The organism is Corynebacterium sp. 045007 (genome assembly GCF_040743205.1).
In the GTDB taxonomy this organism is placed as follows: Bacteria; Actinomycetota; Actinomycetes; order Mycobacteriales; family Mycobacteriaceae; genus Corynebacterium; species Corynebacterium jeikeium_D.
The window spans coordinates 43,588-61,446 of the sequence record NZ_JBFLKW010000002.1 but is presented as its reverse complement, the minus strand read 5'-3'; the positions used below and the strand labels follow the sequence as shown (position 1 = coordinate 61,446).

The following is a 17,859-nucleotide window of genomic DNA, read 5'->3' as shown; positions in this document are numbered from 1 at the left end:
ACAACCTCAGATGAGCATCCACACGAGCAATGTCAATCAGGAGAAGCTGCAGCGTTTGGCCGAGTTGGTCAAGGAGCTGGCGGTTGTTCATGGCAAGGTCACGCTGTCGTCTGGACGTGAGGCTGACTACTACGTTGACCTGCGCCGCGCCACCCTACATCATGAGGCCTCGCGCCTGATTGGTTCTCTGCTACGAGAGCTCACTGGAGACTGGGACTACGCGCACGTCGGTGGTCTGACGCTTGGCGCGGATCCGGTGGCTACCTCTGTCATGCACGCCGAAGGGCGTCCAATTGATGCCTTTGTGGTGCGTAAGGAAGCCAAGAAGCACGGCATGCAGCGCCGCATCGAGGGGCCGGACATTGTGGGCAAGAAGGTCCTGGTTGTGGAGGACACCACCACGACGGGCAACTCGCCGCTGACTGCCGTCGCTGCCCTACGTGAGGCCGGTGCTGAGGTTGTCGGTGTAGCCACTGTGGTTGACCGCGCGACGGGTGCCGACGAGGTCATCAAGGCTGAAGGCCTGGAGTACCGTTATCTGCTCGGTTTGGATGACTTGGGTCTGGCCTAAGAATCTGAGCGCTAGAGCTTTCGCCGAGCCTCACCCAGCTCGCCGAGCCTCACCCAGCTCACCGCCCCAACGCAGTCCCACGAAAGAGGAACATCCCCATGACCACCAAGCGCGCAGGACTCCTGTCCAAGCTCACCACGACCAAACTTCCCGGCACAAAGGAAACCGTCGCTGACATGTTTGTGCGTCGCACGGGCGAGGGCCTCGGCGCACTCGTCGGTATCGCCAGCGCGAGCTCCGACACCCGCCGTGCCCCAGAACGTGCCGGCTACATCGCCGCCAGTGCGGTCAACGTTGTCTCCAGTGCCTTCGGCTGGGAGACTCCACGTCGAGTTTCCAAGACTGTCCTCATGCCACTGTTGGCGGCTAATGTTTGGCGCCGTCGCCACGAGACGTCTCGCTTTACGACGACCACCCTGCTCATCGGCCTCGCCGGCGGTTGGTTGGGCGACTTGATTCTCATGCCGAATAAGCCGAACCTGAACCGCGGTTCTGTGCCGTTCGCAGTTAACCAGGTTGCCTACCACGTGCTGCTGTGGCGTGCCGGAGCTCGGATTAGCGCGCTGCGTGCTGCCATTCGCTTCCCACTGTGGGCTGGTTCGGTACCGCTGGTCGGTGCTGTAAAGCCCGAGGCGCTGCCCGCTGCTGTTGGCTACGGTCCGCTGCTGGCTGTGACCTCCGCACTGGCCGATGACCCGGCGCTTCTGGAGGGTGCCGGTGCTGTCGGTACTGATGAGCAGACCGGCCTGCCGATTGCCGATGCCGCCTACGGCCTCGGCCACGGTGGCAACCTGTTCCTCGTCTCCGACACGCTACTGATGGCTCGAAAGATGTTTGCGGAGGAGGGCGTCGTCGGCAAGCTTCTGAATGCGGCAGTGATGGACACCTACACCGTGGCGCAGTTGTTCCTGGTCGAGGGGCTGTTGGCTCTTGACCGCGCCTGAGCCCGGGAAGGGGCCGACGGAATGGTTTGAGGCCCGTGTCGGGTTGGGGCCGTGGGAGCAGGAGCACCCGAACGAACCCCGGCCGACCGGCCCAGAATACGATAAGCAGCTTCTGGATGAGGGCGACCGACGCAATGTCGTCGATGCCTACCGCTACTGGACGATGGAGGCTATCGTCGCGGAGCTGGATAAGCGTCGTCATCCGTTGCACATCGCCATCGAGAATTTTGAGAATGACTCCAACATTGGCACCGTGGTACGCACCGCAAATGCCTTCCTGGTGGAGGCCGTGCACATCGTGGGGCGCAAGCGTTGGAATCGTCGCGGCGCGATGGTGACTGACCGCTACCAGCACTTGCTGCACCACGAGACGGTGTCGGAGGTCATTAGCTGGGCGCGCGAGCATGATTTGGCTGTCGTGGCCGTGGACAATGTGCCGGGCTCCGTACCCATCGAAACCGTTGAGTTGCCCGAGCGTTGTCTTTTGCTCTTCGGCCAGGAGGGGCCGGGAGTGACTGAAGAAGCACAGCAGGCGGCGGATTTGATGGTGTCGATTGCCCAATTTGGCTCGACGCGTTCGATAAATGCGGGGGTAGCGGCGGGTATTGCCATGCACTCTTGGATTCGTACTCATGCAGATATCACCGCGGCCTGGTAATTGTCTGCTTAGGTGTTTTATTTCGAAGGCTGTTTTAGAGCTGTTTCACAGCCGTTTTAAGGAGAGCCAGTGGTTCTAAAAATGTCGCGTCCGGAGGCCGAAACGTGGGCCTATCGTGCGGACGTGGCTGAACAGGCGATTCGCAACCGTCATGCGGCGAAGCTGTGGGGTCTTCCGGGCACGAATTTGGCAATGGCTTCCTGGCCCGCGCCGCTGCGACATAAGGTCTTCATCAACTGGCATTACTGGTGGCAGGCGCAGTATCTCGACTGCCTGGTAGACGCAGCCAAGCGCGTGCCTTCTAAGGAGAAGTACCGCGCTATCCGCCAGACCACTCGGGGTATCCGCATTCGCAACCTCACGCTGCTGACCAAGAACAAGTACTACGACGATCGCGCGTGGATGGCGTTGGCGCTCGGGCGTGCCGACGCGGTCCTCGGCGCATCGGTGCCCAAGAAGACGACAGCACGGCTGATTTCATGCTTGGGTGATGGTCGGCAGGAGTCCACGGGTGTGCTGCCGTGGCGTGAGCAGGACCTCTTCTTCAACGTTCCCTCGAACGGTCCTGCAGCCATCGCTCTGGCCCGGGCTGGTCGTATCAAGGAGGCAGAGGAACTTATCGATTGGGTTTACGCCAACCTCCTGGCGGACTCAGGGCTGCTCTACGACGGCATTCGCTTGTCCATGGCAGGTGCCGTCGTACAGAAGGGCATGTTTACGTACAACCAGGGTGTCATGATTGGCGCTTGCCTCGAAGTGGGACTTGCGCTTCGGGCGCACGGCCAGCGTGAACAGGCGACGAAGTATTTCACGCGCGTGCAAAACCTCATCCACGCGGTGGCAAAGGATTTGGCGACCACCGACAATGTCATCGCCGGTGCCGGTGGCGGCGATGGTGGTCTGTTCAACGGCATCCTCGTGCGATACCTCGCCGATGCGGCGGTGCGTTTGCCTGGAGACAATCGCATGAATCGCGCGGCGGCCCGCATTGCTCGCCGACTGGTTCTGGCGTCGGGGGAGAAGTGCTGGTACCACCGCCTCGAGGTTGATGGCCTGCCGCTTTTCCCCGCAGATTGGAACGATAATGCTCAGTTCCCACAGGGCGGTTCGGTTGCGCAATCAGTCGGTGGCGCGGTTCGCGGTTCGGCGATTAAGGAGCGTGACCTCTCTGTCCAACTGTCGGGTTGGATGCTGATGGAAGCGTGCGCCCGAGTGGCCGATTTTGTTGCGACCAAGCTGGAAAATGGTGAGTCGTTGGATTCGACGAAGCCGAGCTGCCCGGAGTAGTCGGGGAACGCTAGTTGGTCGTCATCTGGCGCTTGCCGACGTTGTACCACCGCGCTGTGCCCGCCGTTGCCAACAGGGAGTCACCTACTGAGCCCCTGCCATCGCCACGTGATGCCTGGCACAATAGGACGCATGAAACTCAATGACATGATGGCTCCTGCTCCCGTGAAGCTCCCCGTTCTTGACGAGGCCGTTGCTGCCCGCAACGGTGGCGCAAGCCCGGAGGCCGTGGTTCGCGCATGCCCGCGCGATTCCCAGGCTTGGGCGGATTTGGCTGAAAGCGCCTTGTCCGAGGGCCAGGAGATTCAGGCCTATGCCTTCGCTCGCACTGGTTACCACCGCGGTCTGGACCTGCTGCGTGGAAACGGCTGGAAGGGGTTCGGAGCCATTCCGTGGGAGCACGAGCCGAATCGTGGTGTGCTCCGCGCCTTCGCAGCGTTGGCTAAGGCTGCTAAGGCTATCGGCGAGGATGATGAATTCGATCGCATGATGGCGTTGCTGCGTGACAGTGATGAATCCGCGTTGCCAGAACTGGGTCTTTAATCGCGCACAGAGATTCAGCGGGCACATAAGAGTGCACAACAGCACAACGGGTACATAAAAAGCGCACAGTTTTTTACATGAGGATGGTGACTTCGGCATGGCTGGCATAGCTGGTAGGGAAGATAAGGATGCCGCAGCTGCCAGGAATCTAGAGGACCTTGCTCCCGCGCATGTCGACGACCTCGTCGAAGCTAAGGAAACGCAATTCGTCGAGGATAATCCGCGCCCGGATTTCCAAGATTTTCGCAATACGTACCTACATCCGGCCTCCCGCGCAGCAAACAAGCTGCGTCAGAAAGTGAGGCCCCGCACGCGTTTCCTCCATGCGATTGACCGTGTGCGCTCCCGTTGGATGCTCATTGTCCAAGCCACGTTAGCCGCTGGGTTGGCCTACTGGTTCGCACTTGAGGTACTGGGGCACCCCAACCCGTTCTTCGCGCCGATGGCCGCTTTCATCAGCCTCAACGTGATGACCGCAGGTCCTCGCTTAAAGCACTCTGTGGAGTTGGTGCTCGGTGCCTCGTTGGGAGTCGGCATTGGTGATGTGATTATCTCCATCCTCGGCTCGGGTATCTGGCAGCTGACCGTCGGTGTGTTTGTCGCCATGGTCATCGGTGTGTTTGTCGGTCGAGGACCGCTTGTGGTCAACCAAGCGGCATCTTCAGCCGTGCTCATCGCCACCATTATTCCGCCGGGCACCGCTGGTTCTTATTACCGAATGATCGATGCTCTCGTCGGTGGTGTGGTGGGCATTATTGTGCTCATGATATTGCCGCGAAGCCCGCTGGCGGGTGCTCGCCGCAAGGTGGCCAAGGTCCTCGACATGGGTGCAGATGTACTTTATGACATCGGCATCGGCATGAAAGAGGGCGACACCGATCGCATCCGCACCGCACTGAGCGTGGTGCGCTCCATGCAGGCGCAAGTCTCGCTGATGGACCGCACTGTCGCCGACGCGGGCGAGCAGGTCCGTATCTCGCCGTTGCTCTGGCGCTCCCGGGATCGAATCCACTCGCTGTCACGTATGGTTCATCCCGTCGACAACGCCATGCGCAACATCCGTGTGCTCGCGCGTCGCGCTATCACAGCACGTGAGGACCACATCGACTTCTCGTCCGAACTGTGCGCACTTGTTCTCGGCGTGTCTGAAGGTACGCGTCTGGTCAGTCATGTGCTTGACGACGAAGCCGCCGTGCGCCGAATCCCAGAGTGGGGCGAGTTGCCTTTCGAGTCCGGCGACATCGCTATCGCTCAGCTTTCCGAGGGATCCGGAGAGGTCAAGCTTGAAGACGTGGTTCGGTACTTGCGTCGTCTAGCGGCGAAAATGCACCCACGCGTGATCGAGGACGCAACGCTGTCGGAACAGGTTGTGTTTGCGCAGTCCCGCTCATTGGTGGTGGACCTGTTGCAGGTGTGTGGCCTGTCCAGGCGTTCAGCTGTGGCAACGCTGCCGCCGACGACCCCGTTCCCAGCAATGCCGCCGGAGGTATGGGACGAGTAGCCGGTGAGGAGTGGGTGAGTAGCGGCTCGCTAGGCGCCCGTCGGTTACTGCCCACGTGCTCCGGCGCACATGCTACTGCCCACGTGCTACTGCAGCATGCTCTAGTGCGGTACGCGCTTGACCTCGACGCCGCCGAAAGCGACGAAGCCGCGCACAATAATCTTCGGAGCCTGTCCTGCGCCAGGAGCAGGAAGGTTGCGTCCCGGCTTTCCAGTAACATCCGTGCCTCCGAAGATGGGCAGCACGTCGACATCAACTTGGTAGTGGTCGGGGACAATGACGTCGACTCCACCGAAGGCGCAGCCAATGTTGACGACAGTGGTTTCCGCGGTAAGGATGGCCTCGCGGAAATCCAAGCCAGTCCCGCCGAAGGCCGCCACCGTGGTGTGCGTGGGAGCGCACGTCCAAGGGCCTCTCTTGTCGGTGCCGCCGAAGATGCCGATGGAGAGCTTCGAACCAGTTGCCGCGGCGGAGCTATCAATCCGAGCTGGTTGATGATTGTTGGCTGCATTCGGTGCCACCGAATGGTGCTCGTCCGGGACGCTGTGTAGGTTCGGGCGCAGGTTAGGGTTTGGGTGCGCATGTGGAGTCGGCTCGGCCAGGTTCGCGGGCAGCGACAAGTCCTGTGTCAATGCGGGCAACTCATCGATGTACGTCGCCTTTTGGGCTTTCTCGGTGCGCTCCTGCAGTTCCGCAAAGTCAATCTGGCCATCGCGGAATGCCCATTCCAAGCGTTCCAGCGCAGTGTGGCGGGCTTGGTCGCCAGCGCGTAGCCGTGGGGTGTTGTCGGTCATGATGCTGTCCTATCGAGGCAGTGGCGGGCAGTGGCTTTAACACCCAAATGTTATCTGTACTCGAACTTTCGCGCAGGCCGCTTTCGAGCAAGCCACTTTCTCATGGGCAGACCGTGGCTATTGCCCGCCGCAGTTAGTGCACAATCTGCAAGTCGCGAAGGTGTCGGTACAGAGTTGTCTTCTCTCTCGGCTTTCGAGACTCGACTCCATCGCGCACATATCGGAAGCCCAGGCCACCAACTTGAACTGCCCGACCCGTCATCGGACGGTGTAGCTCGCGGGCCGGGGCTTCTTTCGCTTTACGACGGCCACCGCGCCCCAATCCGAGTCGGCTCAGCAGGCCTTTGTCGCCCTCACCCTCGTTACCGATTTCCGCTTCCGGAGCCGGAACTTCGGCCGCAACGATGCCCGGGGCATCGGGGGTAGGTCGAATCTGTAGGCCGGTGGATGTGCCGGAGAACATCTGATGCTCGTCGACATAGACCTCGCCAGTAAACCCGTTTGCTGAGGACACTCCGGTAATTCCCGGCTCTGTCAGTAGGGCGTAACCAACAATTGCGTGGCCGGTGTCATCGCGAATCAGCGGCACTGGCGTCGTCGGGCGTGTGAGCGCGGTCGCCGCATCGAGCCCTTCTCCTCCTTCGATGCCCCAGTTTTTGGCCGCGGTCGAGGGCGCGGTGGGGACATGTGCCACTTCAATCCACAGGAGGTTCTTGCGCATCAGGTAGGTTGCCACGGCAGCCAGTGCCGCGTCGGTGCCAACGACCACAATTCGTAACGGCTCGCTCGGCTTTTGCGGAGCGGGTTGCGGAGCGCCTAAGTGGTCGACCTTTTTCTGCTTGGAGATTTCCTCCGGTGTCGGTGCTGTATCGACAGGCAGTACGTCCTTGGCCAGGTCGTCGATGAAAGCTAGCTCCTTGCGGGTGGGGATCATCGCGACGTCGTGAAGCGCATAGGCGGGCGGTGCCGGAGTAGCTGGTGCTGATGGTGCGGACGGTGCTGATGTAGACCATGATTGGCGGAGCAATTGGGAAAACGCGGGTACATCGGGGCCACACTGCAGCACAACAATACGCATAGGACTACACTCTAATGCGTCGTCTGCAATCCCAGGAGTTGAAGTAGGACTATGGCCGCAATCATTATCGTCGGTGCCCAGTGGGGCGACGAGGGCAAGGGCAAAGCAACCGATATTCTCGGTGGCCGCGTCGACTACGTCGTCAAGCCCAACGGTGGCAATAACGCCGGCCACACCGTTGTCGTTGGCGGTGAGAAGTACGAGCTGAAGCTGCTTCCGGCGGGTGTGCTGTCGGAAAACGCTGTGCCGATTATCGGTAACGGCTGTGTGGTCAACCTCGAGGCGCTTTTCGACGAGATTGATGGCCTCGAAGCTCGCGGTGCAAAGGCCTCCCGCCTGCGCGTTTCCGGCAATGCCCACATGGTTGCTCCGTACCACCAGACGCTGGATCGCGTGACCGAGCGCTTCCTGGGTAAGCGCGCTATCGGCACCACTGGCCGCGGTATCGGCCCGACGTATGCCGACAAGGTCGGCCGTACGGGCTTGCGTGTCCAGGACATTCTGGATGAGTCGATTCTGCGCCAGAAGATTGAGTCTTCGCTGGCTCAGAAGAACCAGATTCTGGTCAAGCTGTACAACCGCCGCGCCATCGATCCGGATGAGGTCTTTGATTACTTCATGGGCTTCGCCGATCGTCTGCGCCCGATGATTATCGACTCGGAGTTTGAGCTCAATCAGGCTTTGGACGCCGGCAAGCACGTCCTCATGGAGGGCGGCCAGGCCACCATGCTCGATGTCGACCACGGCACCTACCCGTTCGTGACCTCCTCGAACCCAACCGCTGGTGGTGCCTGCGTAGGCACCGGCATCGGCCCGACGAAGATCACTTCGGTGCTGGGCATCATGAAGGCCTACACCACCCGCGTCGGTGCTGGCCCGTTCCCGACGGAGCTGTTCGACAAGTGGGGCGAGTACCTGCAGACCACCGGCGGTGAGGTCGGAGTCAACACCGGCCGTAAGCGCCGCTGTGGTTGGTACGACTCGGTGCTGGCTCGCTACGCCGCGCGCGTCAACGGTTTCACGGATCTGTTCATCACCAAGCTGGATGTCCTGACTGGTATCGGCGAGATTCCGATTTGTGTCGCTTACGACGTTGATGGCGTGCGTCACGACGAAATGCCACTCACCCAGTCGGAGTTCCACCACGCTGTCCCGATTTACGAGACCATGCCTGCATGGGACGAAGACATCACTGGCTGCCGCACCTTCGATGAGCTGCCGGACAAGGCCAAGGATTACCTGAACCGCCTGGAGGAGCTCTCCGGCGCTCGCATTTCCTACATCGGTGTTGGCCCGGGTCGTGACCAGACCATCGTTGTCCACGATGTGCTGGACAACTAGCGCTGGGCAACTAGCGCTGGGTACTTAGCCTGGGGGGGCAGTGGCGAACTAGCCGGAAAATAGTCCGGCTTTCGACCCGGCTTTATCGAACTGTTAGATAAAAAATCTTCGGTGTCGAAACTGCTGGCTGCTGTAAAAAAGAACATTTGCTAACCACGAGAAGGCTCTGGGAATTGTCAGTTGACACTGGCATCCCAGAGTCATTTTTGTATCGTAGGCCTCACCGCGTGGTCCAACGACAGAAGTCCAAACGACAGAAGGCGTGTGGTTTTCATGCAAAACACAGGACACCGAGTACAACGACTGGCAAGTTCCGCCGTACTTTCCGGCGCGATGGTTTTCTCCGCAGTAGGTGGAGCCGTTGCAGCTCCCGCGGCCCAGGCGGAACCGGCCCCAGTGCCGGCACCGGCTCCGGCGAAGGCAGATAGCTGTACCCCGAACCCGGCAGCACCTGAAATCCAGGAGGCCCTGGATAAGGTCAACAGGGAGCGTCCGAACAACCATGATGGGTGGAAGTACACTGGCACCTCCAACTTCAGCCCGTGTAGCGATTTGAGCTTTGCTCTCGCAGATCAGGCCAAGCAGGGCAACGCTCAGTCCTCCACTGTGCTGTTGATGTTCCACAAGGGTGAGTTCATTGGTACGGACTCTGACCGGCCTCAGCACATCAACAAGGTGACGCCGACCCCTGATGGTAAGAACATCTCGGTCATCTACCACGACTGGGAGGCCCAGGAGGCCGCAGGTGCGCCGAACGCTGATGCGGCCAAGTTCACCTCTAATGTTCACTTCTTCTGGAACGGCGATCACGTCGTCCACGAGGGCAAGATTCCCGGCGGGGCGAAGCCCGCTTCCTAAGGACTCCCGAGAATTTTCGAGAGCTTTCGAGAATTCTTGGACACTCCCGGGGTCTCTTGAATTTTCCCAAGTAAACTCAATTCAGAGTCGGACATGAGAAAGTAATGCTCCGTCGTAGCTCAGTGCTTGAGAAAACTTGAGAGAACAGAAGAGGTTCCAGCCATGAGTGGTCATTCAGTTCGTCGCGGGTCGATGCTGGTTAGCGCGGCGGTCGCAGGTGTAGTGGCTTTGTCCGGTTGCTCCACTGATGAGACCGCAGCACCGACCTCTGCTTCTCAGGTAGATCAAGAAACGACGACCATCACTACGACCACCACTGTCGAGGATGACAGTGAAAGTGCAGATACCCCCAATCCGGATGTCGATGACAACGACCCCGATGGGGGTTCTTCTGCGCCAACCCAGGAAGAGGCTTTCGAAGAAGCGGTTGCCGACCTGAACTCAATGGAAGGTGGCAATGGCAGCGGTTGGACAGTCACGGACGATACGAACTGGGATACCACCAGCGAGTTGACCTTTGCCTCAGCAGTACAGAATGAAATTACGCATTCAACTACCGCTGGTGCAGTGCTGCTGTTTCATAAGGGCGAGTACGTGGGTACCGCCGGTGGTCCGCAGACAATCAACTCGGTCGAGGGCGATGGCAAAACTGTGACCGTCAATTTCTTCGATGTCAATAAAATGATCGAAGACGGCGGTGCCTTCGCCTTTAAAGACCAGTACAACGCTCCCGTTACGTACTCCTGGGATGGGTCAGAGGTCGCTCAAGAAGGCGAGATTCCAAAAGCAGAGGGAAATTAAACGCTCACCCCGCACTCTCTCCAGATGCGAGTGCTGTCAGGCCGTTTTAAAGTAGTGGCGCGCCACACAGTTTTCATCTAGATTTCTGTGTTCCGTAAACCTCCGACGGTAGTTTGTCGACACTGTGTTGTCGGTACTGCGCCGTCGCTATGAAGTCGCTAATACTACGCCCAAAGAGGAAAAATCACCGGCCATGTCTTCTCGCAACTCATCTGACTCCATGTTTGACGAACGGACCAAGCAGAGCGAGCAGCCTCAGAATTCACGCGTCCACGGCACGCGTCGCGCAATCGCAGCCATCGCTATGGGCGCGTTTGCTATTTCTCCTATTGCAGCATGCAGCAATGATGCGGACAACGACGCGGCATCGTCGTCAAGCAGTGCAAGCGCGGTTAGCACTACGTCGAGCGAAGAGAAGACCTTTGAAAAGCAGCAGGTCGCTGAGCTGAATGCGGCCGCGAATGTGCGGCCGGCTGCGATGGCTAAGCTGCCGGAGGGTTTTGATCTGCAGTCACACCGTGGTGGTCGCGGTGAGTGGACGGAGGAGTCCAAGCAGGCGATGATCAACTCGTTGGAGCTGGGCGTTACGACGTTGGAGCTGGACATCGTCCTGACGAAGGATGGCGTGCCTATGGTCTGGCACGATCCGGAAATCCAAGACGACAAGTGCTCGGACACCGAGCCAGTGACGGAGGGGGACCCGCAGTACCCGTACGTCGGCAAGCTCGTACATGATCTCACCTATGAGCAGGTACAAACCCTGGTCTGTGACAAGAAGCTCGAGGACTTCCCGGATGCGGAGCCAATCAAGGGCAATAGGATGATGACCCTGCCGGAGCTGTTCGAGCTGACTAAGGATAACCAGGACATCCACTTCAACATTGAGACCAAGATCGAGGGCGAAAAGCGCGCTGACTCGGCAGAACCGCAGGAGTTCGTCGATGTGATTCTCGACGAGATTGACCGCGCGGGTGTGGCTGATCGTGTGATGATTCAATCCTTCGATTGGCGCTCGTTGCCGCTGGTCGCGGAACGGAACCCGGAGATTCCGCTGGTCATGCTGTGGGACGAAACCACCTGGAAGAAGGATTCTCCTTGGATTGGCGATGTCAATTACGACGAGGTCAATGGCGACATCATCGAGGCCGCCAAGCAGCTCGGCGTGCAGGTGCTCTCGCCGACGCACAGCATTCCTTACGGCAAGACACCGTCGGATGCTGACTACCACCCGGTCGCCACGCCGGAGCTAATCTCCCGTGCGCATGAGGCCGGCATGAAGGTGGTGCCATGGACGGTGAACGAAAAGGAGACCATGCGCGAGCAGATTGCCGCTGGTGTCGACGGCATCATCACCGACTACCCGACGCGACTGCGCGAGGTCTTGGCCGAGCTGAATATGCCGCTGCCGGAGCCTGCTCCGGTGGGTGATGCAGCGATGTCGACGAACTAGTAAACCCGGCCAGCACCAGCGGAAACTCGTCTGTATCCCTGTTTTGCCCATGTTTAGCTCTGCGGGCCGAGCGTGTTTCGTGTCACACTTGACCTTATGACGCGTTTGAAAGTGCTTGCCGACGTTGACACGGGTATCGATGACAGTCTTGCTCTCGTCTACCTCGCGGGGTTGCATACCGCAGGCGAGATCGAGCTGGTGGGTGTGACCTGCGCAGGTGGTAACACCACTGCGGCATGGTCTGCCCGTAATACCAAGTACATGCTGAATCTTTGTGGTTGTCCGGAGGTTCCGGTCGTCAGCGGTTTCGAGGGGCCCGCTGACCGTGAGCTGACCACCACGCCTGAGACTCATGGCCCGTACGGGCTGGGCTACAACCTGGCGCCACCGGCCGTCATCTACGAACCGGGGCGCGCAGGAGCGGCGGATCCGCTGGCGCTGTGGCGCCAGGTCATCGAGCAGGCACGGTCGACGGGGGAGAAGGTGCACCTGCTGGTCACTGGCCCTATGACCACCTACGTGGCCGCTTTGAAGAAGTACCCGGAACTCATGCGGGAGCTCGACGGCGTGACCATTATGGGTGGTGCTGTGGAGTACCACGGTAACGTTACCGAGTTTGCGGAATGGAACTTCTGGGTTGACCCCACCGCGGTCATCGAGGTCTTCGGCACCGCGGGCGCTGTGGCCGTCGAGCGCCCGGAGGATGCCGTGCGCAGCATCGCCACCGCCGCAGGCGCGCCGGTGCCGACGCTGGTTCCGCTCAATGTCACCGAGACCATCACCATTAGTGATACTGAGATTGAATCCTGGCGAGATGCCGGTATGAACCCGGAGCTACTGCGTGTTCTGCGTCGCTCACTGAAGTTCTACTTTGAGTTCCACCAGGGAGTTGGAGTCGGTTACAAGGCGCAGGTTCATGACCTCTTTGCCGCGATGGTGGCCGTCGGTGCGGTGACCGGGGAAGTGGAGAAGATGCGTCTCGTGGGCGTCGATAAGCGAACCTTTGCAGATGAGCCAGCACGCCGCGGCCAGGTGGTGGAGGATTCAGCCGGAGCGGTGGCGAATGTTGTCCTGGCCGCTGACCGTGAGGTGGCGCTGGCTGAGTTCCAGCGGGTGTTCCCGCGCTAGGTTCCCGCCCGTGCCCGCCGCGGTGAATCAGCTCGCTGTCGTATGCTGGAGGCAATCAATTTAACAGCTGCTGGTTGCGCAGCGTATGTGCCGTAGACGAAAGCGAATTTATCTCGATGTTCACCCCTGAAGTCACCGGAACCCCGTACCAGCCGGGAGCAACGCGAGTTCTGCTGCTCGGCTCTGGCGAGCTCGGCAAGGAGGTGACCATTGCTTTCCAGCGTCTTGGCGTTGAGGTGCACGCTGCCGATCGCTACGAGCATGCACCGGCACACCAGGTAGCTCACCACGCCTACGTGTTGAATATGTCGGACCCTAGCGCACTGCGGGACCTGATTCTCCAGGTCAAGCCACACTTCATCGTCCCTGAGATTGAGGCTCTGGCAACCGAGGTGCTGGCAGAGGTTGAGGAAGACGAGACGCTGGACGTCACCGTTATTCCAACCGCACGGGCGACTCAGCTGACCATGAACCGAGAGGGTATTCGCCGTCTGGCTGCGGAAGAGGTTGGGCTGCCGACTTCCCGCTATCACTTCGCCTCCAGCTTTGATGAATTCACCGCAGCTGTCGATGAGATTGGCTTCCCGTGTGTGGTCAAGCCGGTCATGAGTTCCTCGGGCAAGGGGCAGTCCACGCTGCGTTCGCCGGAGGATGTCCAGGCCGCGTGGGATTATGCCATGAGTGGCGGCCGCGTCGAGTCCGGCCGCGTCATTGTGGAGGGCTTCGTCGATTTCGACTACGAGATCACGCTGCTGACCGTGCGCTCCGTTGATCCGGAGACCGGCGAGGGGGCAACGTGGTTCTGTGAGCCCATTGGGCACCGTCAGCAGGACGGCGACTACGTTGAGTCATGGCAGCCGGCTGCCATGAGTGAAAACGCCCTGGACAATGCGCGCTCTGTCGCCGCGCGCATCACCAACGCGCTGGGCGGTCGCGGTATCTTCGGCGTCGAGCTGTTTGTCCGCGGCGATGAGGTGTGGTTCTCCGAGGTCAGCCCGCGTCCGCACGACACCGGCATGGTCACCATGGGCACCCAGCGTTTCTCTGAGTTCGAGCTGCACGCGCGTGCAGTGTTGGGTCTGCCTATCGACGTCACGCTGGTGTCCCCGGGAGCCTCCGCTGTGGTCTACGGCGGTGCTGACATCGAGCAGCCGGGTTACACCGGGCTGACGGAGGCCATGGCTATTCCGGAGACTGATATTCGTATCTTTGGTAAGCCGGTCGCTGGCCCGCGTCGCCGCATGGGCGTTGCTGTTTCAACCGCGGATTCTGTCGATGCTGCTCGTGAGCGTGCATCGGAGGCGGCATCAAAGATTAAGGTCGTCGAACTGGGCTAGTTCGACGACCTAGTGTGCGCTGCGGTACGGCCATAACCGGCCCCGCAGCGCACTTTTTTGTTTGCCCGCTATGGTGCGTAAGCTACTTGATCTACTTGGACTTCTGTACCGGTGGCTCGGCCGACCAGGGGAAGACGATCCAGTCATCGGTGTGCTTCCAGACATAGTCCGGTGCAATCTCCGAGCGGGACTTGCCGTAGAGCACAGCGGAGCGTACTTCCGCACCGTGGGTCTTAAGCAGATCGAGCACCAGGTGCAGCGTGCGACCGGAGTCTGCGACATCGTCAACGACCAGCAGACGGCGGTCGGAAATCGACTCGATGTCCAGCAGCGGTTCCAACAAAACCGGATCCGGTAGGGTCTCCGCCACGTCGGTGTAGAACTCGACGTTAATGGCGTCAGAGAGCTTGACGCCCATGGTGTAGCTGAGTGCACCTGCAGGTAGAAGACCACCGCGGGCCACGGCGATAATGATCTCCGGCTCGTAGCCCGAATCGACAATCTGCTGTGCCAGTTCACGGGAGGCGACGCCGAAGCCTTCCCAGGTCAGAACTTCCTTGACGTCCAGGTTGGATGAGTCTGCATGATAAGCCATGTATTAACTCTAATCCGAAGACCGACTGACGTGCACAATCAACTGCCCGGTTAGACCCGACGCGCTAGCTGGCGACAGTCTCCACAACCGCTTCGTGTACAGCTTCGGCCACGTCATCGGCATCTGGCTGCTTTGCGACGACCGTGGAGGCCGCAACCATGTCGGCCCACTCGACCAGCTTCTTGCGCTCGCGGCCTTCGGCTTCGCCCGCTGCACGTTCGGCGGCGTCGAGTGCGTGCCAGCCCTCCCAGGTGGTGACCTGGAGGCCCTTGTTGGCCAGGAACTCGTCGACGTCGTTATGCGTGGGCTTTGCAGGTGCGACCAGGCGGCCTGCCTCCCAGTCGGCGATGAGGTTGCCGACAGTTTCGTTGGCGTCGCCCTTGGTGTTACCGATTAGCCCGACCGGGCCACGGCGAATCCAGCCGGTGGTGTACAGACCCTGGATGTGGTTGCCGTCGACGTCGTCAAGCACGCGTCCGCCGGCATCTGGGATGGTGTGCGTGCCGGTGTCGAACGGTACGCCGGTGACTGCGTCGGAGCGGTAGCCGACTGCGCGGTAGACCGCACCGACCGGCCATTCGGTGAACTTGCCGGTGCCGCGGACGCCACCCTCGCCGTCGAGTTCGGTGCGTTCGGTGCGGATAGCGCTGACGTGCTGTACTCCATCTTCACCGGTCTCGCCGATGATTTCGACCGGGGACTCGAAGAAGTGGATGAAGAGCTTGTGCGGGGCGCCCTTTGGCTCGCGGATGGCGTAGTTTTCCAGAATCGTACAGACCTGATCGGTGATCTTGGACTCGCGACGGGACGTTTCGGAGGCGGCATCGTACTGGATGTCCTCCGGATTCACGACAACCTCAATGGTGTCAGAGTGGTCCAGTTCCTTCAGCTCCAGTGGAGTGAACTTTGCCTGAGCCGGACCGCGACGGCCAAAGACATGGACTTCGCGGGCGGCATTCTTTGCCAGGCCGTCGTAGACGTTGTCGGCGATTTCGGTGACGTGCAGCTCATCGGCAGTCTTGGCGAGAATACGGGCGACGTCGAGGCCCACGTTACCGACGCCGATCACAGCGACCGACCCAGCAGAGAGGTCCCATTCGCGAGCAAACTCCGGGTGGGAGTCGTAGAAACCTACGAACTCACCGGCGCCGTAGTGCTCCGGCAGGTCCGAGCCCGGGATGTTCAGATCACGGTCGCCGGTCGCGCCAGTGGCGAAGATGATGGCGTCGTAGAACTGGCGCAGTTCATCAACGCTGACCTGCTTGCCGACGTCCACGTTGCCCAGTAGTCGAACCTGCGGCTTGTCCAGCACTCGGTGGAGGGACTTAATGATGCCCTTGATGCGCGGGTGGTCTGGCGCAACACCGTAGCGGATGAGGCCGAACGGCACTGGAAGGCGCTCGTAGAGGTCGATGGCGACATCGCGGCCGGACTTCATCAGCGCGTCGGAGGCGTAGATACCGGCCGGACCCGAGCCAACCACGGCTACACGCAGCGGCGTGGTGGAGTTGGCGAGATCGGGCAGTGAGGAAGCGGCCGTGTTCTGGGCTGCAGTCTGGTCGTTGGTCATTGGGTGGAATCCTTTTTCTACGTTTTCTTTGTCGCGATTGCTTATCGTAGACCAATCGGTCTATGCTTGCTGAAACAGAATATAGACAAACTGGTCTACAAAAAGCAAACACAAAACACCGCAAGAATCACTGCTTTGGCTTGAGAGGGTTTTGCTGCGCATCGCTTCTGCTGAATGAGCCCTGAAAGGGGCTCGGCGTGCGGGCATCGTGGCAACGGCAGGCTCTGGTTGGGTAAGCGGGGAAGGGCTTGTCATGGAAAAACTCATAGTCTTCGTGCTAATCGGCCTTGGCGCGCAATTAGTCGACGGCACTCTGGGGATGGCTTTCGGTGTCACCGCTACTTCGCTGTTTATTGTCGCTGGTAGTAGTGCTGCCACTGCGTCGGCGGTGGTTCACGTAGCAGAGGTGGGTACGACACTGGCCTCCGGTATTTCACACTGGCGATTCGGCAATGTCGACTGGCGACGCGCGCTGAGTCTTGGCGTGCCGGGTGCTATCGGTGCCTTTATTGGTGCGACCTTTTTGGCGAATCTCGACGGTGATGCTGCGACGCCTGTGACCTCGACAATCTTGCTTTTCCTCGGTCTGTGGGTGATTATCCGCTTCGCCTTTTTGGCCAGTGTTAAGCGCAAGAAGAAGGCCTGGGGGGCGAAGAAGCTCGCTCCGCTGGGGCTCTTTGGTGGCCTGCTTGATTCCACGGGAGGTGGTGGTTGGGGGCCTGTTACCACCTCAACTTTGCTCGGCGCTGAGGCTGACCAGCCGCGCAAGATTATCGGTACTGTCTCTGCGGCGGAATTTCTCGTTGCCTCGGCGGCTGTACTGGGCTTTTTGCCCAAGCTGCGGGAGGAATTCACCCAGCATGCCGCACCGGTAATTGGTTTGTTGTGCGGTGGTGTGATTGCGGCACCCTTGGCTGCGTACCTGGTGGGGCGCATTAATCCGCGGCTGCTTGGAATTGCGATCGGCGGCGTGTTGGTGGGGCTGAATATTCGCACTCTGTTTTCGTCGCTGGTTTCTGGTGGCGTGCTGGCAACGGTGCTGCTCGTGTGGGCTTTTGTTGTCGTCGCGCTGGTGTTGTGGGCGCGTTCGCACGACACTCTTCCGGGTTTGCGTCAGCGGATCCAGCTTGAGCCGACTTCTCAGTCTTCCTCGGCTGATGTGCCTAGTTCTGGATCTCCATCACCCGCTTCGGTTGATGCCGGGGCCGAGGATGCTTCTGAAGGTGTCAAAGTGGGTGCGAAAAACGGTGTCCGCGTGGGCGAAGCGGGGGTCCGCTAGGTATCCGAGCGTGTCCCGGCTTGCACTAGCCAGACTGGTCGGTCTAATGTTGCCTGCAATGCAACGTAGACCAAACGGTCTATAAAGATTAGAAACTAATTCGGTCAACGAGAACAAAACGAAA

General features: G+C 60.0%; 17 protein-coding genes. 13 read left to right on the top strand and 4 right to left on the bottom strand.

Annotation, left to right across the window (positions count from 1 at the left end; genetic code table 11):
* Positions 1-10 precede the first annotated feature (10 nt).
* The 6 genes from pyrE to AB1Z34_RS01560 all read left to right on the top strand — a co-directional run bounded on the left by pyrE (position 11) and on the right by AB1Z34_RS01560 (position 5,504).
* Entirely contained in the window at positions 11-571 is a 561-nt protein-coding gene (pyrE, locus tag AB1Z34_RS01585; protein ID WP_016421549.1) for an orotate phosphoribosyltransferase, read from the top strand.
* A 98-nt stretch (positions 572-669) separates the two neighbouring features.
* Positions 670-1,515, top strand: coding sequence for a lysoplasmalogenase (locus AB1Z34_RS01580; RefSeq protein WP_016421548.1), 846 nt, complete (start codon positions 670-672; stop codon positions 1,513-1,515).
* Positions 1,502-2,173 (top strand): RNA methyltransferase, encoded by a 672-nt coding sequence (locus AB1Z34_RS01575; protein WP_187400716.1) that lies wholly within the window; start codon positions 1,502-1,504, stop codon positions 2,171-2,173. The genes AB1Z34_RS01580 and AB1Z34_RS01575 overlap by 14 nt, the downstream gene beginning before the upstream one ends.
* Positions 2,174-2,242: 69 nt before the next feature.
* Positions 2,243-3,460 (top strand): glycoside hydrolase family 76 protein, encoded by a 1,218-nt coding sequence (locus tag AB1Z34_RS01570; RefSeq protein ID WP_005510131.1) that lies wholly within the window; start codon positions 2,243-2,245, stop codon positions 3,458-3,460.
* Between the two features lie 132 nt (positions 3,461-3,592).
* Complete coding sequence (locus AB1Z34_RS01565) at positions 3,593-4,003, top strand: DUF3151 domain-containing protein (RefSeq protein ID WP_016421545.1); 411 nt, start codon at positions 3,593-3,595, stop codon at positions 4,001-4,003.
* 97 nt (positions 4,004-4,100) lie between these two features.
* A complete protein-coding gene (locus AB1Z34_RS01560; RefSeq protein WP_367157794.1) occupies positions 4,101-5,504 on the top strand; it encodes an aromatic acid exporter family protein in 1,404 nt (467 codons plus the stop codon).
* 101 nt (positions 5,505-5,605) lie between these two features.
* Here AB1Z34_RS01560 and AB1Z34_RS01555 read toward each other — a convergent pair whose 3' ends face one another.
* Entirely contained in the window at positions 5,606-6,298 is a 693-nt protein-coding gene (locus tag AB1Z34_RS01555; protein WP_224433542.1) for a DUF1707 domain-containing protein, read from the bottom strand.
* 133 nt (positions 6,299-6,431) lie between these two features.
* Positions 6,432-7,376 (bottom strand): hypothetical protein, encoded by a 945-nt coding sequence (locus tag AB1Z34_RS01550; RefSeq protein ID WP_255465793.1) that lies wholly within the window; start codon positions 7,374-7,376, stop codon positions 6,432-6,434.
* Between the two features lie 51 nt (positions 7,377-7,427).
* Here AB1Z34_RS01550 and AB1Z34_RS01545 point away from each other — a divergent pair, with 51 nt between their 5' ends.
* The 6 genes from AB1Z34_RS01545 (at position 7,428) to purT (ending at position 14,291) form a co-directional block, all read left to right on the top strand.
* Positions 7,428-8,717, top strand: a complete 1,290-nt coding sequence (locus AB1Z34_RS01545; RefSeq protein ID WP_016421542.1) for an adenylosuccinate synthase — start codon at positions 7,428-7,430, stop codon at positions 8,715-8,717.
* Between the two features lie 273 nt (positions 8,718-8,990).
* A complete protein-coding gene (locus AB1Z34_RS01540; RefSeq protein WP_016421541.1) occupies positions 8,991-9,575 on the top strand; it encodes an LppP/LprE family lipoprotein in 585 nt (194 codons plus the stop codon).
* A 162-nt stretch (positions 9,576-9,737) separates the two neighbouring features.
* Positions 9,738-10,376 carry an LppP/LprE family lipoprotein gene (locus AB1Z34_RS01535; protein WP_070595459.1) on the top strand — a complete coding sequence of 213 codons (639 nt, stop codon included), beginning with the start codon at positions 9,738-9,740 and terminating at the stop codon, positions 10,374-10,376.
* A gap of 193 nt (positions 10,377-10,569) precedes the next feature.
* Complete coding sequence (locus AB1Z34_RS01530; protein ID WP_049169869.1) at positions 10,570-11,826, top strand: glycerophosphodiester phosphodiesterase family protein; 1,257 nt, start codon at positions 10,570-10,572, stop codon at positions 11,824-11,826.
* 96 nt (positions 11,827-11,922) lie between these two features.
* Entirely contained in the window at positions 11,923-12,954 is a 1,032-nt protein-coding gene (locus tag AB1Z34_RS01525) for a nucleoside hydrolase (RefSeq protein WP_049189472.1), read from the top strand.
* A gap of 116 nt (positions 12,955-13,070) precedes the next feature.
* Positions 13,071-14,291 carry a formate-dependent phosphoribosylglycinamide formyltransferase gene (purT, locus tag AB1Z34_RS01520; RefSeq protein WP_048734516.1) on the top strand — a complete coding sequence of 407 codons (1,221 nt, stop codon included), beginning with the start codon at positions 13,071-13,073 and terminating at the stop codon, positions 14,289-14,291.
* A 91-nt stretch (positions 14,292-14,382) separates the two neighbouring features.
* Here purT and AB1Z34_RS01515 read toward each other — a convergent pair whose 3' ends face one another.
* A complete protein-coding gene (locus tag AB1Z34_RS01515) occupies positions 14,383-14,886 on the bottom strand; it encodes a phosphoribosyltransferase (RefSeq protein ID WP_016421536.1) in 504 nt (167 codons plus the stop codon).
* Positions 14,887-14,950: 64 nt separating this feature from the next.
* On the bottom strand, positions 14,951-16,456 hold the full coding sequence (locus tag AB1Z34_RS01510; RefSeq protein WP_367157793.1) for an FAD-dependent oxidoreductase: 1,506 nt from the start codon (positions 16,454-16,456) through the stop codon (positions 14,951-14,953).
* A gap of 253 nt (positions 16,457-16,709) precedes the next feature.
* On the opposite strand from AB1Z34_RS01510, the gene AB1Z34_RS01505 reads away from it, so the two are divergent.
* Positions 16,710-17,735, top strand: coding sequence for a sulfite exporter TauE/SafE family protein (locus AB1Z34_RS01505; protein ID WP_076772356.1), 1,026 nt, complete (start codon positions 16,710-16,712; stop codon positions 17,733-17,735).
* The last annotated feature ends 124 nt before the right edge of the window (positions 17,736-17,859 follow it).

What these genes read in the sequence shown, in the direction of transcription:
- AB1Z34_RS01560 (WP_367157794.1), top strand. Translation starts at nt 4,101, where the DNA reads ATGGCTGGCATAGCTGGTAGGGAAGATAAGGATGCCGCAGCTGCCAGG.
- AB1Z34_RS01555 (WP_224433542.1), bottom strand. Translation starts at nt 6,298, where the DNA reads ATGACCGACAACACCCCACGGCTACGCGCTGGCGACCAAGCCCGCCAC.
- AB1Z34_RS01505 (WP_076772356.1), top strand. Translation starts at nt 16,710, where the DNA reads ATGGAAAAACTCATAGTCTTCGTGCTAATCGGCCTTGGCGCGCAATTA.
- AB1Z34_RS01540 (WP_016421541.1), top strand. Translation starts at nt 8,991, where the DNA reads ATGCAAAACACAGGACACCGAGTACAACGACTGGCAAGTTCCGCCGTA.
- AB1Z34_RS01550 (WP_255465793.1), bottom strand. Translation starts at nt 7,376, where the DNA reads ATGCGTATTGTTGTGCTGCAGTGTGGCCCCGATGTACCCGCGTTTTCC.
- AB1Z34_RS01535 (WP_070595459.1), top strand. Translation starts at nt 9,738, where the DNA reads ATGAGTGGTCATTCAGTTCGTCGCGGGTCGATGCTGGTTAGCGCGGCG.
- AB1Z34_RS01510 (WP_367157793.1), bottom strand. Translation starts at nt 16,456, where the DNA reads ATGACCAACGACCAGACTGCAGCCCAGAACACGGCCGCTTCCTCACTG.
- AB1Z34_RS01515 (WP_016421536.1), bottom strand. Translation starts at nt 14,886, where the DNA reads ATGGCTTATCATGCAGACTCATCCAACCTGGACGTCAAGGAAGTTCTG.
- AB1Z34_RS01525 (WP_049189472.1), top strand. Translation starts at nt 11,923, where the DNA reads ATGACGCGTTTGAAAGTGCTTGCCGACGTTGACACGGGTATCGATGAC.
- purT (WP_048734516.1), top strand. Translation starts at nt 13,071, where the DNA reads ATGTTCACCCCTGAAGTCACCGGAACCCCGTACCAGCCGGGAGCAACG.
- pyrE (WP_016421549.1), top strand. Translation starts at nt 11, where the DNA reads ATGAGCATCCACACGAGCAATGTCAATCAGGAGAAGCTGCAGCGTTTG.
- AB1Z34_RS01580 (WP_016421548.1), top strand. Translation starts at nt 670, where the DNA reads ATGACCACCAAGCGCGCAGGACTCCTGTCCAAGCTCACCACGACCAAA.
- AB1Z34_RS01545 (WP_016421542.1), top strand. Translation starts at nt 7,428, where the DNA reads ATGGCCGCAATCATTATCGTCGGTGCCCAGTGGGGCGACGAGGGCAAG.
- AB1Z34_RS01565 (WP_016421545.1), top strand. Translation starts at nt 3,593, where the DNA reads ATGAAACTCAATGACATGATGGCTCCTGCTCCCGTGAAGCTCCCCGTT.
- AB1Z34_RS01530 (WP_049169869.1), top strand. Translation starts at nt 10,570, where the DNA reads ATGTCTTCTCGCAACTCATCTGACTCCATGTTTGACGAACGGACCAAG.